This window comes from Pseudomonas sp. CMR5c (assembly GCF_003850545.1).
In the GTDB taxonomy this organism is placed as follows: Bacteria; Pseudomonadota; Gammaproteobacteria; order Pseudomonadales; family Pseudomonadaceae; genus Aquipseudomonas; species Aquipseudomonas piscis.
Genome location: NZ_CP027705.1, coordinates 6,702,895 through 6,718,732, shown reverse-complemented (window position 1 = coordinate 6,718,732; position 15,838 = coordinate 6,702,895). Strand labels below are relative to the sequence as shown.

Annotated in this window: 14 protein-coding genes; 6 read left to right on the top strand and 8 right to left on the bottom strand. The window is 65.4% G+C overall.

The window, feature by feature from the left end:
• Window positions 1–87 precede the first annotated feature (87 nt).
• The 3 genes from oadA (at window position 88) to C4K40_RS31080 (ending at window position 3,759) form a co-directional block, all read left to right on the top strand.
• Window positions 88–1,896: a sodium-extruding oxaloacetate decarboxylase subunit alpha gene (gene oadA, locus C4K40_RS31090; RefSeq protein WP_022641939.1), complete on the top strand. Its 1,809-nt coding sequence runs from the start codon at window positions 88–90 to the stop codon at window positions 1,894–1,896.
• A gap of 304 nt (window positions 1,897–2,200) precedes the next feature.
• On the top strand, window positions 2,201–3,463 hold the full coding sequence (locus tag C4K40_RS31085; RefSeq protein ID WP_083456934.1) for a HipA domain-containing protein: 1,263 nt from the start codon (window positions 2,201–2,203) through the stop codon (window positions 3,461–3,463).
• Window positions 3,460–3,759, top strand: a complete 300-nt coding sequence (locus C4K40_RS31080) for a helix-turn-helix domain-containing protein (protein ID WP_022641937.1) — start codon at window positions 3,460–3,462, stop codon at window positions 3,757–3,759. The genes C4K40_RS31085 and C4K40_RS31080 overlap by 4 nt, the downstream gene beginning before the upstream one ends.
• A gap of 36 nt (window positions 3,760–3,795) precedes the next feature.
• On the opposite strand, the gene C4K40_RS31075 is transcribed toward C4K40_RS31080, so the two are convergent.
• The 3 genes from C4K40_RS31075 to C4K40_RS31065 are packed head-to-tail and all read right to left on the bottom strand — an operon-like array spanning window position 3,796 to window position 5,597.
• Entirely contained in the window at window positions 3,796–4,482 is a 687-nt protein-coding gene (locus C4K40_RS31075) for a GNAT family N-acetyltransferase (RefSeq protein ID WP_022641936.1), read from the bottom strand.
• Between the two features lie 20 nt (window positions 4,483–4,502).
• On the bottom strand, window positions 4,503–4,949 hold the full coding sequence (locus tag C4K40_RS31070; RefSeq protein ID WP_053133515.1) for a GNAT family N-acetyltransferase: 447 nt from the start codon (window positions 4,947–4,949) through the stop codon (window positions 4,503–4,505).
• 24 nt (window positions 4,950–4,973) lie between these two features.
• Entirely contained in the window at window positions 4,974–5,597 is a 624-nt protein-coding gene (locus tag C4K40_RS31065; RefSeq protein ID WP_053133518.1) for an FMN-binding negative transcriptional regulator, read from the bottom strand.
• 104 nt (window positions 5,598–5,701) lie between these two features.
• On the opposite strand from C4K40_RS31065, the gene C4K40_RS31060 reads away from it, so the two are divergent.
• Together C4K40_RS31060 and C4K40_RS31055 are read left to right on the top strand one after the other, a co-directional pair.
• A complete protein-coding gene (locus C4K40_RS31060; protein ID WP_053133521.1) occupies window positions 5,702–7,252 on the top strand; it encodes a PLP-dependent aminotransferase family protein in 1,551 nt (516 codons plus the stop codon).
• A 39-nt stretch (window positions 7,253–7,291) separates the two neighbouring features.
• Window positions 7,292–8,503: a YeeE/YedE family protein gene (locus C4K40_RS31055; protein ID WP_053133525.1), complete on the top strand. Its 1,212-nt coding sequence runs from the start codon at window positions 7,292–7,294 to the stop codon at window positions 8,501–8,503.
• Between the two features lie 142 nt (window positions 8,504–8,645).
• Here C4K40_RS31055 and C4K40_RS31050 read toward each other — a convergent pair whose 3' ends face one another.
• The 4 genes from C4K40_RS31050 to C4K40_RS31035 form a co-directional block, all read right to left on the bottom strand.
• The gene (locus C4K40_RS31050; RefSeq protein ID WP_053133528.1) at window positions 8,646–9,746 is read right to left on the bottom strand and encodes a polyamine ABC transporter substrate-binding protein; all 1,101 of its coding nucleotides are present in this window, start codon (window positions 9,744–9,746) and stop codon (window positions 8,646–8,648) included.
• A 12-nt stretch (window positions 9,747–9,758) separates the two neighbouring features.
• Complete coding sequence (locus tag C4K40_RS31045; protein ID WP_053133531.1) at window positions 9,759–10,790, bottom strand: histone deacetylase family protein; 1,032 nt, start codon at window positions 10,788–10,790, stop codon at window positions 9,759–9,761.
• Between the two features lie 163 nt (window positions 10,791–10,953).
• On the bottom strand, window positions 10,954–12,867 hold the full coding sequence (locus C4K40_RS31040) for an ankyrin repeat domain-containing protein (protein WP_053133534.1): 1,914 nt from the start codon (window positions 12,865–12,867) through the stop codon (window positions 10,954–10,956).
• A gap of 71 nt (window positions 12,868–12,938) precedes the next feature.
• A complete protein-coding gene (locus C4K40_RS31035; protein WP_053133537.1) occupies window positions 12,939–13,931 on the bottom strand; it encodes an AraC family transcriptional regulator in 993 nt (330 codons plus the stop codon).
• A 198-nt stretch (window positions 13,932–14,129) separates the two neighbouring features.
• Here C4K40_RS31035 and C4K40_RS31030 point away from each other — a divergent pair, with 198 nt between their 5' ends.
• Entirely contained in the window at window positions 14,130–14,675 is a 546-nt protein-coding gene (locus tag C4K40_RS31030; RefSeq protein ID WP_256224103.1) for a hypothetical protein, read from the top strand.
• 72 nt (window positions 14,676–14,747) lie between these two features.
• On the opposite strand, the gene C4K40_RS31025 is transcribed toward C4K40_RS31030, so the two are convergent.
• The gene (locus tag C4K40_RS31025) at window positions 14,748–15,752 is read right to left on the bottom strand and encodes an asparaginase (protein WP_022641924.1); all 1,005 of its coding nucleotides are present in this window, start codon (window positions 15,750–15,752) and stop codon (window positions 14,748–14,750) included.
• Window positions 15,753–15,838 lie beyond the last annotated feature (86 nt).

Genomic DNA, 15,838 nt, shown 5'->3' with positions numbered 1-15,838 from the left:
AGCGTTTAGCGACAAGCGTCAAGCTAGAGCCGATCGGCTTTGTCTTGCAGCTTGCAGCCTGAAGCTTGTCGCTAAGAGGAGATAAGAATGTCCAAGAAGATCTTTGTTACCGACACCATCCTGCGTGACGCCCACCAGTCCTTGCTGGCTACCCGCATGCGCACCGAAGACATGCTGCCGATCTGCGACAAGCTCGACAAAGTCGGCTATTGGTCGCTGGAAGTCTGGGGCGGCGCGACTTTCGACGCCTGCGTGCGCTTCCTCAAGGAAGACCCGTGGGAGCGCCTGCGCCAGTTGCGCGCAGCGTTGCCCAACACTCGCCTGCAAATGCTCTTGCGCGGCCAGAACCTGCTGGGCTACCGCCACTACAGCGACGACGTGGTCAAGGCCTTCGTGGCCAAGGCGGCGGTCAACGGCATCGACGTGTTCCGCATCTTCGACGCCATGAACGACGTGCGTAACCTGCGCGTGGCCATCGAAGCGGTGAAGGCCGCCGGCAAGCACGCCCAGGGCACCATCGCCTACACCACCAGCCCGGTGCACACCATCGAGGCCTTCGTGGCCCAGGCCAAGCAGATGGAAGCCATGGGTTGCGACTCGGTGGCGATCAAGGACATGGCTGGCCTGCTGACGCCGTTTGCCACTGGCGAGCTGGTCAAGGCGCTGAAGGCCGAGCAGTCGCTGCCGGTGTTCATCCATTCCCACGACACCGCCGGCCTGGCCGCCATGTGCCAGCTCAAGGCGGTGGAAAACGGCGCCGACCATATCGACACCGCCATCTCCAGCTTCGCCTGGGGCACCAGCCACCCGGGCACCGAGTCCATGGTCGCGGCCCTAAAAGGCAGTGAGTTCGACACCGGCCTGGACCTGGAACTGCTGCAGGAGATCGGCCTGTACTTCTATGCCGTGCGCAAGAAGTACCACCAGTTCGAGAGCGAGTTCACCGCAGTGGACACCCGGGTACAGGTCAACCAGGTGCCGGGCGGGATGATTTCCAACCTGGCCAACCAGCTCAAGGAGCAGGGCGCCCTCAACCGCATGAACGAAGTGCTGGCGGAAATCCCGCGGGTGCGCCACGACCTGGGCTACCCGCCGCTGGTGACCCCGACTTCGCAGATCGTCGGCACCCAGGCGTTCTTCAACGTGCTGGCCGGCGAGCGCTACAAGACCATCACCAACGAGGTGAAGCTGTACCTGCAGGGCGGCTACGGCAAGGCTCCGGGCGAGGTCGACGAGAAGCTGCGGCGCCAGGCCATCGGCAGCGAAGAAGTCATCGACGTGCGCCCGGCCGACCTGCTGAAGCCGGAAATGACCAAACTGCGCGGCGAGATCGGCGCATTGGCCAAGTCCGAAGAGGATGTGCTGACCTACGCGATGTTCCCGGACATCGGGCGCAAGTTCCTCGAGGAACGTGAAGCCGGGACCCTGGTGCCGGAAGTCCTGCTGCCGATCCCCGAGGCCGGCGGTGTCAGCAAGCCGGGCGGCGAGGGTGTGCCGACCGAGTTCGTCATCGACGTCCACGGCGAGACCTACCGCGTCGACATCACCGGTGTCGGCGTCAAGGCCGAAGGCAAGCGCCACTTCTATCTGTCCATCGACGGCATGCCGGAAGAAGTGGTGTTCGAGCCGCTCAACGAGTTCGTCGGCGGCGGCAGCAGCAAGCGCAAGCAAGCCAGCGCGCCAGGCCACGTCAGTACCACCATGCCGGGCAACATCGTCGATGTACTGGTCAAGGAAGGCGACGTGGTCAAGGCCGGCCAGGCCGTGCTGATCACCGAAGCCATGAAGATGGAGACCGAAGTCCAGGCGGCCATCGCCGGCAAGGTCGTGGCCATCCATGTGGCCAAGGGCGACCGGGTCAACCCGGGCGAGATCCTCATCGAGATCGAAGGCTGATCCACGGCCTTCATCTGCAACGTTTTACCTCGGGGAGGCTACGGCCTCCCTTTTTTTGCCTGTCATTCGGGGCTACGACTCTCGGTCTGGTCGTGGGCCGCCATGGACTCCGCTGTGCTTGCGGGCGCTTTCGGCGAATTCAGCAAGTGCATTTAGATGCAGATCTATTCTCGATTATTGTTGTATATCTGCATTAAAATGCGTATTTACACCAATCAGCATGATAGAAGTGCATTAAATTGCAGGTAATAAGATGTATCGGCTGACGCTGCAACTCTACCGTTCGGGGGCATGGACCGACGCCATGACCCTCTGCTTCGACAAGCCCGAGGAGGGCTTCAACAGCCCGTGCAGCTTCGGTTATGTGCGGCAGTATCTGGTGGATAACCTGGAGTCGGTCGCCAGTCCGTTGGCCTGCTCGGTCAGTGGGTCGCTGCCCCTGGGCTGGGAGCCGATACGCGAATCCCGGGCTCCGGCATTTCTCTATGACATTGCCCCGGCCGGCGATGCCCGGCGTTTCTTGCTCGGCCAGATCGGTCGCGAGTGCCCTGCGGGCGTCGCTGCCGAGCTGTTCCTGTTGGCTCGGGCGACCGCCGCGCCCATCGGTCATCTGCGCATCAAGGAATCCCTGGTCGGTTTGGCCGGGCGGCCCTTGCAAGGGTTTTCCCGGGAGGCGGTGGTGGCCGGCGACCAACGTTTCGTCGAGTACATGCATGAGCAGGGCGCAGCCAGGGGCGCCGGTGGCGAGGCTCCCAAGCTGTTGCTGACACAGAACCGGGCCGGCTTGCTGTATCCCGATGCACTGCTGGAGGATGCCGCTGCAGCCCAGCATTGGCTGGTCAAGTTCCCTCGTAACCGGGCCGCCCAGAACGACTGCGACATCCTCAGGAGCGAGTTTCACTACTACCGCGCCTTGCAGCAGCTGGACATCGAGACCGTTCCTGCGGCCGGCCTGGCCCTGGAGGAGGGACACGTGCCCAGCTTGTGGCTGCCGCGTTTCGACCGTTGTGTCGGCCCGGCTGGCGTCGAGCGCCTGGCGCTGGAGTCGATCTATTCGCTGGCAGGGCTGGTGGGCTACGACCAGGGCATGCGCCATACCGAAGTGCTGGGGACCCTTGCCGAGCTGTGGCGAGCGGCGGGGCAGGAGGCCTCGATCCCCGAGCTGGTGGCCGACTACCTGCGCCGGGAGCTGATCAACAAGATCCTCGGCAATCCCCATAACCATGGGCGCAATATCGCGGTGATCCGCGGTGAAGACGGCGTGCGCCTGGCCCCGATCCATGACCTGGCCCCCATGGTGATGGATACCGCGGGAATTGCCCGCGCCACCAAGTGGCCCGGACGCATGGAGGTGGCCGGCGAGGTGGACTGGCGCCTGGTCTGTGCCAGCCTGCGGCCGTTGCTCGATCCTGAGTTGGCCCTGGCGCGCCTGCGCGTGGATGCCGAGCGCCTGCGCGCCCTGCCGGACCTGCTCGATGCCGGAGGCCTGCCGGCGGCCACCATGAACCATCCAGGTGTCCACCTGCGTCACCTGGACCGACGCCTGCAAGAGTGGGGATTGCGATGAGTACGGCCCTGGACGAACGCGCTGGATTGATCGACGACATCCAGCAGGAGCTGGCCACCGGCCGCTTGCCGCTCGGCGATGCGGTACGACGCTTGCGCACCGAGGTCACCGGGCTGCATCAGAGCCAGTTCGCCAAGATGTGCCGGATTTCCTTGCGGACCCTGGTGCACATCGAGCATGGCGACGGCAATCCGACCCTCAAGTCGCTGAACGCGGTGTTCAAGCCCTTCGGCATGCAGATGGGAGTGGTGAAGGTGCAGCGCGCCAGCCGCGCCCGAGCCTTGCCAGGCGATTGAGGAGACCCGCTGCGCATGGGGCGCGGCGGGTACCGTTCATTGCCCCGGGATCTGCTCCCGGCACTGCGCCAGGCTCCTGAGTTGCCCGTGCGGGCCCTGGTTGGCATCGCCCAGCCACTGCTCGAAACCCTTGGCGATGGCCGGCCATTCCGAGTCCAGGATCGAGAACCAGGCGGTGTCGCGATTCTGCCCCTTGGCCACCATGTGCTGGCGGAACACCCCCTCGAAGCTGAAGCCCAGGCGCTCGGCCGCATAGCGCGAGCGGGCATTGGCGTTGTTGCACTTCCATTCCACACGCCGGTAACCCATGGCGAAGGCCTCCCGGGCCAGCAGGTACACCGCCTCGGTGCTCTTGGGCGAGCGCTGCATCGGTGCGCCGAAGGTCACGTGGCCGATCTCGATGCGACCGTGGGCCGGGACGATGGACATCAGGCTGAGCACACCCTGGGCCTGGCCTGTGGCGAGATCGATCACGGTGAAGAAGTACGGGTCGCTGCTGCGTTCATGGCCTGCCAGCCAGGCGTCGAAGGCCGGGCGCTCGGGGTAGGGGCCGTAGGGCAGGAAGTCCCAGAGCACAGGGTCGGCGTCCGGGCCTTGCAAGGCCTGGAACAGCTCATCGCCATGGCGCGCCGGATCGAGTTTCTCCAGGCGGATGAAGCGCCCTTGCAAGAGGGTGGCCGAAGGGGCGGGGACGCCTTGCCAATCGGTGAGGGAAGTCGACATTCAATGGCTCCTGGGCAGGTTCACAGAGGTTTGCGGAACTGGATGAAGCCCGGGCGCTCGGCGATGCGCTCGTAGAGCTGGATGGCCGTGGTGTTGGTTTCGTGGGTCAACCAGTGGACCTTGGCGCAACCGTCCTGCTTGGCCTGGGCGTAGACGAACTCGATCAGCTTGCGACCGACCCCGGTACCGCGCTGTTGCGGGGTCACCAGCAAGTCTTGCAGGTAGCAGGCGTTCTCGATGCTCCAGTTGGAGCGATGGTAGATGAAATGCACCAGGCCCACGGCACGTTCGCCATCCCAGGCCAGGGCGGCATGGGTCGGCTCGCTGGCATCCAGCAAGCGCTGCCAGGTGCTCTGGGTCACGGCATCCGCCAGTTCGGTCTCGTAGAACCGCAGGTAGGCCTGCCACAGGGGCAGCCAGGCGGCGTGGTCGGCGGCGGTGACGGTGCGGATCTGGATCTGGCTCATGAAGGCTCCTTGATTGTTGAAGTATTAGCGCATCAGGTGGGATAGCTGCTGGTCGCGCAGGTCGGTGCTGGCCGCCAGGCCCTCGCGGACCCCGGCCATGTCCCGGGCGTCACGGTTCTGGCTGAGCTTGCGCTTGCCCTCCAGGCGCTGGATCGGCAGGGCGAAACCGACGATGGCCTTGAGCATGCCGTCGATGTAGTCGGCGGGGGCGTCCTCGACCTTCCAGGGGTGCTGGCGGCCAGCTTCGTGGCGCTCGGTGAGGGCCCCGACCAGCTTGAGCAGGCGCTGCGGGTCGTGGAACACCTCGGCCTGGCCGTAGGCATGCACCGCCACGTAGTTCCAGGTCGGGACCACCTTGCCGTGTTCGGCCTTGCTCGGATAGAACGACGGGCTGACGTAGGCATCGCCGCCTTCGAAGATCACCAGCGCCTCGGCACCGGCAGCCAGCTCCGCGCATTGCGGATTGGCCTTGGCCAGGTGGCCGTAGAGGGTGCCATCGGCCCCTTGGCCGGCCTCCAGCAGCAGCGGCAGGTGGCTGGCCTGCAGGCCCAGGGCGCCGTAGGTCACCAGGGTTGCCAGGCGGCAGTCATGGATCACCTGGTGCAGGCGGGAGAGGTCTTGGTCAGCGAAAGCGCGAGGTAGGTACATGTGGAAAATCCTTGGCGATTGGCTGCATCCTAGGCAGGCTAATGGTTCATGGTAAGAGCCATTTCCGTTCTATTTCATAGGTCCAATTCCCTGGGTGTGCGCCAATGAACAGTGCCTTGCCTCCGCTGTCCTTCAACCCTGCCGGCATCGTGCTGGACCGCCGCCAGGGCCTCAGCCGCCAGCTCTACCAGGCCCTGAGCCAGCGGGTGCTGGACGGGCGCCTGGCTGGCGGTACGCGCTTGCCGGCCAGCCGTGAACTGGCCAGCGCCCTGGGCCTCTCGCGCAACAGCGTGGTCCGGGCCTACGACCAGCTGTATGCCGAGGGCTTCATCGAAGCACGGGTCGGCGACGGCACCTACGTGGCCCAGTTGCCGCAAACCCGATTGCCGGCCAAGAAATTATCCACAAAAATATCCACAGGCTTTTCAACAGGCTTGCCCACAGACTTATCCACAAAATCCGTCGATTTACCTGTGGTTACATCCAGTGGATTGGTCTCAAACAGCACTTTGCAGCGCCTGCAAAAACATCATCTGAGCACCCATCCCAGCGGTCCGCCCCGAGCATTCCGGGTCGGCGTGCCGGCCTTCGACCTGTTCCCGTTCGAGGTCTGGGCCAAGCTGAATGCGGCTTTCTGGCGCAAGCCAGAGTTGCGCCACCTGTGCTATGGCGATTCGGCTGGCGAGGCGCGCCTGCGCAGCATGATCGCCGCCTACCTGCGCAGTACCCGGGGTCTGCAATGTACGGCTGAACAAATTGTGATCACCAGTGGCGCGCAACAGGGCATCAGCCTTTGTGCACAACTGCTGGTGGAGCCCGGCGACCCCGTGGCTGTGGAAAACCCGGGCTACCGCGCCGCCGGCCATGCCTTCGCCATGGCCGGTGCGCAACTGCACGGCGTAGCGGTGGACCAGGAGGGCATCGATTGCCGCCAGCTGGAACGACTGCAGAATTGCCGTGTGGCCTATGTCACGCCGGCCCACCAGTACCCCACCGGGGTGGTCATGAGCCTGGCCCGGCGCCTGGAGTTGCTGGCTTGGGCCGAGCGGACCCAGGGTTGGGTGGTCGAGGACGACTACGACGGCGAATACCGCTACAGCGGTGCACCCCTGGCGCCCCTGGCGGCCCTGGATCGTCAGGGGCGGGTGATCTATGTCGGCACCTTCGGCAAGGTGGCCTTTCCGGCGCTGCGCCTGGGTTACCTGGTGTTGCCGCCGCACCTGGTACAGGCTTGTGTGCGGCTGCGGGCAGTGGAAATGCGCCACTCGGAAGTCAGTACCCAAGCGGTGATGGCCGAGTTCATGGCCGCCGGGCATTTCCAGCGGCATATCCGGCGCATGCGGCGCGCGGCCCTGAGCCGGCGCAATACCCTGCTCGAAGCCTGGCCCGAGGTCATCGACGGGGTCGGGCCGCTGCCCGGGGTGACCGCAGGGCTGCACCTGACGGTGCGCGTCGACAGTCTGGCCCGGGAGCAGGAACTGCAGGCCCAGGCCGCCAGCGTCGATGTCGAGGTCAGTGCCCTGAGCCGTTACTGGTTGCCGGACAGCGTGACGCCCGAGGACCAGCGGGCCGGCCTGGTGCTGGGGTTCGCGGCGGTGCCGGAGGCCGAGATCCGCGCCGCCGTGGCGCGCCTGCGCCGGGCCTGGCGGGTTTGACGGGTATACTGGGCGGCATTTCCCTGTCCGAGACGCCCTATGAGCCAGTCCCTTTCCCTGGCGCCTGAACGCAAGTTCGGCGCGCCGTTGTTCGCCTTGCTGCTCCTGGTGGCCGGCGCCCTGTTCCTGCAAGTGGAGGTGGGCGCGCGCCAGGTATTGCTGTTGCTCCTGGGGGCGGCCCTGGGCCTGACCCTCTACCACGCGGCGTTCGGCTTCACCTCGGCCTGGCGGGTGTTCATCCGTGATCGGCGTGGCGCGGGCCTACGGGCGCAAATGGTCATGCTGGCGCTGGCGGTGCTGCTGTTCTTCCCGGCCCTGGGGGCCGGCACGCTGTTCGGCCAGCCGGTGACCGGCCTGGTGGCGCCTGCCGGGGTATCGGTGATCTTCGGGGCCTTCATCTTCGGCATCGGCATGCAGCTGGGCGGCGGTTGCGCGTCCGGCACCCTGTTTACCGTTGGTGGTGGCAACGCGCGGATGCTGGTGACCCTGGCGTTCTTCATCTGCGGCTCGCTGATCGCCACCCATCATGTGGACTGGTGGTTCGCCCTGCCTTCGCTGCCGCCGATCTCCATCGTCCAGAGCTTCGGCGTGGGGCCGGCCCTGGGCTTGAGCCTGTGCCTGTTCGCCCTGATCGCGATGCTGACCCAGGTCCTGGAAAAACGCCGCCATGGCAACCTCGAAGCCCCCGTGGGCATTACGCACCAGGGCTGGCGGCGCTTGCTGCGCGGTCCTTGGCCGCTGGTCTGGGGCGCGGTGGCCCTGGCTCTGCTGAACTTCGCCACCCTGGCCCTGGCGGGGCGGCCATGGGGCATCACGTCGGCATTCGCCCTGTGGGGAGCCAAGCTCGCTGGCGGGCTGGGCCTGGATGTCAGCCAGTGGGTGTTCTGGCAAGGCGCGGCGAATGCCAAGGCCCTGGCGGCCCCGGTATGGCAAGACATCACCAGCGTCATGGACATCGGCATCGTCCTGGGGGCCTTGCTGGCCGCCGGCCTGGCGGGACGCTTCGCCCCGAGCCTGAAGATTCCCACCCGGTCCCTGGTGGCGGCGGTGATCGGCGGCTTGCTGCTGGGCTACGGTTCGCGCCTGGCCTATGGCTGCAACATCGGCGCCTATTTCAGTGGCATCGCCTCCGGCAGCCTGCACGGCTGGTTGTGGCTGGTGGCGGCCTTCATCGGCAATGGCGTGGGGGTACGGTTGCGGCCCTGGTTCTTCACCGAGGAACGGGCGCCCCAGGGCCTGACCGGCTGCTGATGGCTGGTGGCGGCGAGGGAGCTTGCTCCCGCGCGGTCGTGTAGCGCTCGTGAATCGGTTCTTGCGGGATGTCAGGTACAGGCGGGTAGCCGGCCTTGGCTTGCTGCGCAATCCGCTGCGAGCAAGCCACAGGGGGTAATGATCAGGTGCCCGACTTGATCTTGGTCCAGGCCCGGGTCCGCGCCCGCTCGGCATCACGTGGTAGCGGCTGCAGCGTATACAGGGTGCTCATGGCCGCGGCCGTCGGATACAGGTTGGGGTTGTTGCGGATCGAAGGGGCCACCAGCTCGGTGGCGTCCTTGTTCGGGTTCGGGTATCCGACAAAGTCGCTGACCGGGGCAATCACCTGGGGTTGCAGCAGATAGTTGATGAAGGTGTAGGCGTCTTCCGGGTTCTTCGCGCCCTTGGGGATCGCCAGCATGTCGAACCAGATCGGCGCGCCTTCCTTGGGCAGGCGCATGTCCACGGTCACGCCGTTCTTGGCTTCCCGGGCACGGTTGGCGGCCTGTGAGAAGCTCCCCGAGTAGCCCACCGCCACGCAGATGTCGCCATTGGCGATGTCGGCCATGTACTTGGACGAGTGGAAGTAGGTGATGTAGGGGCGGATCTTCATCAGCAGCGCCTCGGCCTTTTCGTAGTCCGCCGGCTTCTGGCTGTTGGGATCCAGGCCCAGGTGCTGCAGGGCCAGGGGCAGGATCTCCGACGGCGAATCCAGCAGCGCCACGCCGCACTGCTTGAGCTTGCTGATGTTCTCCTCCTTGAAGATCAGGTCCCAGCTGTCCACCGGCGCCTGCTCGCCCAGGGCCGCCTTGACCTTGTCCGGGTTGAAGCCGATCAGGATGGTGCCGTACATGTAGGGCACGGCGAAGCGGTTACCCGGGTCGTTGGCCTCGATCAGCTGCATCAGCTTGGGGTCCAGGTGGTTCCAGTTGGGCAGCTTGCTGCGGTCCAGGGGCTGGAACACCCCGGCCTCGATCTGCTTGGCCAGGAACACGTTGGACGGCACCACCACGTCATACCCGGAGTTGCCGGTGAGCAGCTTGGCCTCCAGGGCTTCGTTGGTATCGAAGATGTCGTACACCAGCTTGACCTGGCTGTTCTGCGCCTTGAAGTCTTCCAGGGCCTTGGGGGTGATGTAGTCGAACCAGTTGTACACCCGCAGGGTGCGCTCCTCGGCGTGGGCGGCGGTGCCCAGCAGGCAGGCGCACAGGGCGGGAGCGATGAGGCGTTGGAGTCTTGGCATGTTGCGGGTTCCTTACTGGGCGCTCTGGAAGCCTTCGAGTACGTTGACGGCGTTGATGCCGATTTCCGCGACTGCATAACCGCCTTCCATGACGAACAGCGTCGGTTTGCCGAGAGCAGCGATGCGCTTGCCCATGGCCAGGTAGTCCGGGCTGTCGAGCTTGAACTGCGAGATCGGGTCTTCCTTGAAGGTGTCGACCCCCAGGGACACCACGATGACATCGGCGCCGTAGCGTTCGATTTCCCCACAGGCCTGCTCCAGGGCCGCACTCCAGGCCTCCCAGCCGCTGCCGGCGGCCAGCGGGTAGTTGAAGTTGTAGCCTTCACCGGCTCCTTCGCCGCACTCGTCGGCATACCCCAGGAAGAACGGGAATTCGGCTTCAGGGTGGCCGTGGATCGAGGTGAAGAGCACGTCGCTGCGCTCGTAGAAGATCGACTGGGTGCCGTTGCCATGGTGGTAGTCGACATCGAGGATCGCCACCTTGCGCTGGCCCTGGTCGAGGAAGGCCTGGGCGGCGATGGCGGCGTTGTTCAGGTAGCAGTAGCCGCCCATCAGGTCGCTGGCGGCGTGATGTCCCGGTGGCCGGCACAGGGCGAAGGCGCTACGGGCGCCGCGCTGGATCAGCGCCTGGGCGGTCAGGGCGACCTGGGCCGCGCTGTAGGCTGCCTGCCAGGTGCCGGCAGTGATCGGCGCGCCGCCGTCGAAACTGTAGTAGCCGAGCTGGCCGTGCAGGCTGCTGGGGATCACGCTGCGCAGGGTGCGTGCCGGCCAGGTGTAGGGCAGCAGGTCGCCGTCGATGCCCTTGGCTGCCCAGCGCTCCCAGGCGCCCTTGAAGAATTCCAGGTACTCGCGGCTGTGGACGCGCTGGATCGGCTCCAGGCCGAAGTCCTTGGGCGCCTCCACCGGCCCCAGGTTGCGGTACTTCACTCGGTCCAGCACGTGGTCGGCCCGGGAGGGCATTTCGAAGCAAGGCATCAGTTGCCCGTCTATCAGTTCGCAACGGCCATGGTGCAGGTGGTGATCGTCCGAGTAGATCGTCAGCATTTTCTTGTTCTCCGCAGGCTGATTCGGTGGATCACAGTCTTGCGGGGCGCGGGGTTTTGGAGAACGGCGGGAACGGCCAAAAGGGGATCGATATGGCCAGATTGCGTGACCGAAATTCGCCCCTGGAAGGGGCATGGCGCCCCATTGCGGGGCGCCACGTGTTTCAGCCTGCGGGCGCTGTCGGCACGAAGCGTTGCAGGACCTGGAGCATGTCCTCGCGTTTTTTCCGGGCGATGGCCTCTAGCAGCAGGGCGTAGCCTTTTTTCTCGCAGCGCTGGCCGACATTCGGGTCGGCGCCTTTTTCCAGCAACAGGGTGAAGACCTCCAGGGTGTCTTGCTGGCTGACGACGCGTGACGTGTCGTCGGCGGAGATCTTGTCGGCCAGTAAAGTCAGCAGGCTCTGCCCCATGGGCTGGTTGTAGCAGGTGCCCCCGCCATAGCTCAGGTTGAGGTTGGCACCGGCGTTGATCAACAGCTTCATGGCCGGATAGTTGTTGCCCCAGAAGGCCCGGTACAGAGCGGTTTCCTGGTCTTTTGCGGTGCGCAGGTCCAGGTTCTGCGGGTGTTGCAGCAGCCAGGTGAAGCCCTCGAGGTTGCGCTCCTGCTCCGCCAGTTGCATCAGCGGAGTGCGGCCTTGGTAATCCTGTTCGTCAATGGCGACCCCGGCTTGCAGCAGGAACTTCAAGCGCCCGCCCTGCTCGAGGTCGGGGCCATCCTTGAGGTCGCGGCGCATGGCCAGCATGGCCAGGGTGCTCCACCGATACTGGCCGCTGGTATGGGCGCCGTTGGCCAGCAACAGCCGGGCGATCTCCAGGTGCGGGGCATCCAGGGCATGCAGCAGGGCGCTGCGGCCATCCTCGGCCATGACTTCGCCGCTGACGCCACCGGCCAGCAGGCGCTTTACCTCGGCTTCGTCACCGGCGTCCGCAGCGGCCACCAACGGCCAGAAACCCTGGCACGCCTGTGGGTTGGCAGATTGCAGGCCCAGGCGCTGCAGTACCCGGGGCGGGATGCTCATCTGGCGTTGCAGGCGCATGCCGCAATACAGCCGATAACCTTCGATGGCCCGGCCCTGGGGAATGTTGTCCAGGGGCCGCTGTTCGAACAGCGCCCAGTCCAGGTCGGCCAGGTTGAGGTAGGTCGGCATGCGCGACATGTCTCGGCGCAGCACCTCCACCAGCCAGCCGCGAGCGACCTTCAGCTGGCCGGCCTCACTGGCCCAGTAGGCGATGTCGTTGAGCAGGCCGGGGTATTCGCTGTGGTCGGTGGCAATGCTGCGGTAGTCATGAACCGCGAAGAAGTCCTCCGCCTGGCGGATGCCCGGCCCTTTGTCCTTGGCCTTGCGCAGTTGCGCGTGGAGTTGGCGGAACTGCTTCCAGACAGCGTCCGCGTCCGCTGGCGGGACATAGGCCTTGAGGGTGATCGGGCCGCCGCCGCTGTCGAAAGGCCGGAACCACGGTGGAAACTTCTGCAGGGCTTGCAGCCATTGCTGTCCGGTTTCGTCGCTGATGGGCTGCAACGGCGTGAAGTCCATCTGCGTCAGGTCCTGGCGATGACTGATGGCCAGCAGCGTGCGCTGGGGATCGCGCTGGTCGATCAGCAGGTAGCGTTGGCTGAGGTTCCATTGCGGCGGCACCGAACAGTCGAAGTCCAGGGGCGTCAGGGTGATGCCGGTATCCAGGGTATTGCTGGGTGGCCAGTTGTCCGTGACCTGGATGTCATTGTCCGGCGACACGCAGTTGCGCAGATCTTCCGGGCTGAACAGCGCTATGGGCGGCGACTTGTAGATGCGCTGCCGGTAATCCAGGTCCTGGTAGGCGTTGAGGTAGAACAGCCCGCGATACTGGCTCAGCACGATCCGCGCCGGCAGCTTGGCCAGGCCCGGCAGCGCGAAGGGCTTGATCTGCAGGGTGGCGGTTTCCGGCTCGTCGAGGGCGAAGTGGCTGGACATCTCCCACCACTTGAATTTCGCCAGGTCGAATGCCTGGGCGACGGGGGCTGCGGCGAGCATCAGCAGCGCCAGGCCGATTCGACGAAGGCCGATATGCCTGGCGGTGCTGCCTGTGGATAGATTCAACGTTGCCGTCCCTTGCCGGTATGAAAGGCCGGCAATGTAATGCAATTGGCGCCTTCATGCCGGGGTTTGTGTCAGGGCCGGAACTGGCTCGGCGCCACGCCGCTCCAGCGGATGAAGGCATGGCGAAAGCTTGCGGTCTCGCTGAAGCCCAGGGCTTCGGCGATGCGGTAGATCGGCAACTGGTCTTCGCAGAGCATCTGCTTGGCTCGCTCGAAGCGCAGTTCGTCCAGCAGTTCCTGGTAGCTGCAGCCCAGGTCCTTGAGATGCCGGCGCAGGGTCCGGGCCGAGCAGTTCATCTGTTCTGCCAATCCGTCCAGGCCGGGAGCGGCATCCAGCTGCGCCGCCAGCAACTGGCGGATGCGCCCGAGCCAGGCCTGGCGCCCGGTGAACTCGGTGTTCTGCTTGCGACAACGCTCGGCCATGGCCTGGTGGGTGATGGCATCTGCCAGGGGCAGCGGTTGGTCGAGCCAGCGCCGGTCGAAGGCGAAGGCATTGCTGGCGGCATCGAACTCTAGGGGGCAGTCGAAGCGTTCGCGATAACGAGCCTGGTAGTCCGGTGCCCGGTAGTCGAAGCGCGCGCCGATCAGCGGCAGCGGATGCCCCAGCAGGTCGTCGCAGATGACCTTCATCGAGACCAGGCAGAACTCGGTGTTGAACGCCGCCAGGGCCGGGCATTCGCGATAGTCGGCGGCCGTCAGCCAGATACGCGGTCCGTCGGTTTCCAGGGTCAGCTCGAAAAGTGTTCCCATCAGCGCCGGATAGCGCAGCGCCAGGCGCAAAGCGTCACCTAAGGTGGCACTGGTGAGCAGCGCGTAGCCGAGCATGCCGTAGGACGACACATGCATGCGCCGGCCCAGTTCCAGGCCGATATCGCGTTGCAAGGCCACGGCATTGGCGCACACCAGCATCTCCTGGCTGGTGGTGATGCGGGTGTCGGCGCGGCTCAGGTCGGTGGGGTTTATACCGCTGCCGGCCAACAACGCGCCGCCGTCCTGACCCTGGTCCTTGAAGGTGTTGAGGATCAGGGAAACCGCATTGAGGGTGGTGAGGTGCGAGTGCAGCATGCGCAGATTCCGACCTGGGAAAGACCCTTGACCGGAGCAAGTTGCATGCCGCCTTCGACAGGACCTGCGGTTTTCCAGCCAGCGGCATGGGGCATTTCGGGCGTTGCGTGGTTAGTGACTTGGCGCTTTGATTGGTGCAACCTGCCTGTCATTCACCGCCGGAGGTGGCGGTGCAGCAACCTCGATAAAGGATTATGTATGACCCTCACTCCTGCGCGTTCCCTGCTCCTGGTGTCCGGCTTGCTCCTGAGTTCGCTGTGCCTGGCCGAGACTGGGCCAGGTAGCGAAAGCACCCTCAAGGACTCTGCCAAGTCAGCCGTCTCGTCAGCCATTTCGGCAGGCAAGAACCTCTTGGGTGGCGTCAGCGAAGGCGTGCTCGATGGTCGCCAATCGGCGCAAGGCGTCGACGGCGCCTCGATCATTTCCTCCAGCGAGCAAATGAAGGGCCGCGTCGACGTCCAGGTATTGAAGACCGAAGCCGTCGGCGACAGCTTCAACGTCACCCTGGGCTTCAAGAACAGCAGCGACAGCCAGTTGCGGCTGATCAACCTCAAGCAGACCGGTGCCCTGCTGGCGATCGACCAGGACGGTTATGCCAACAACCTGACTGTCAGCCTCGACAACCCGGATGAAGTCACCATCCCGGCCAAGGCGGCAGTGCGGCAGAAGTTCGTGTTCGAAGGGCCGATCGAGAGTTCGAGCTCGGTGCGGGTCTGGGGCCAGGATTACTCGGTCAAGAAGTAACCTGGCCGTTACCCTCTGTTCGTCATCGAGCCGGCAGCCAGCGCAGTAGCTACCGGCTCCCGAGCCTGAGCTTCAGCTCAGCTCGCCACACAGGTCCAGTTCGACCAGACGCCGTACCTCGGCGGCCGGCAACCCGGCGCCCAGCAGGGCATCGAGCTTGCCGAAGGCGGCTTCGCGGGTCATGCCGCCGCCGGACAGCACGCCCACGCCGCGCAGGCGGCTGCCGGCCTCGTAGATATCCAGCTCGACCCCGCCTTCATGGCACTGGGTTACCGCCACTACGACGATGCCCTGGTCCTGGGCGCGCTTGAGGCTGGCCAGGAACGCCGGGTTGTCGCTGGGGCCGGTGCCGCTGCCGAAGCACTCCAGCACCAGGCCCTGGATGCCGCTGGCGAGCACGCCATCGAGTACTTCGGCGCCGATCCCGGGGAACAGCGGCAGCACGCCGACCTTGGCCGGCTGCCGGGCCTGGCGGTAGTCCAGGCTTGGCGGGATGGCCTCGACCTGGGTGCCGCCACCCTTGCGCCGCAAGGCGGCGAACGGGTGCCGGCCGAAGCTGCGGATCTTCGCGCAGCGGGTCGGTGCCAGCAGCTCGCCATGGAAGTACAACTGCACGCCGGGCGCCAGGCCACGGCCGAGGGCCAGCAGGGCGCCGCTGAGGTTTTCCCAGGCATCGCTGTCGGGCACGCCGGCCGGCAGCATCGAACCGGTGAACAGCACCCGTGCCGGCAGGCCCAGCAACTGGAAGCTCATGGCCGCGGCGCTGTAGGCCAGGGTGTCGGTGCCATGCAGGATCAGCACGCTGTCGCAGCCCTCGCTCTCGACGGCCTCGACCACCGCTTCGCGCAGGCGCTGCCAGTACTCGGGGGTCATGTTGGCGCTGTCGATCAGCGGCGCCATTTCACGAAAGCGCCAGGCCGGTACCGGCAGGTCGGGACGGGTGTCGAGGTAGTCGCGCATCCGGGCTTCGAAGCCGGACGCCGGGGCCAGCCCGTCGGCACTGGCCTGCATGCCGATGGTGCCACCGGTGTAGAGCACCATGACGTGCTGGGCGGCAGGGTAGGTCGAAGGGTTCATGGGATTCTCCGAAACGGTGAGTTCTTGTGGGAGCGGGCAAGCCCGCTCGCACATTTATCGAACTGTAACCGACGGGTGCAGAGGAT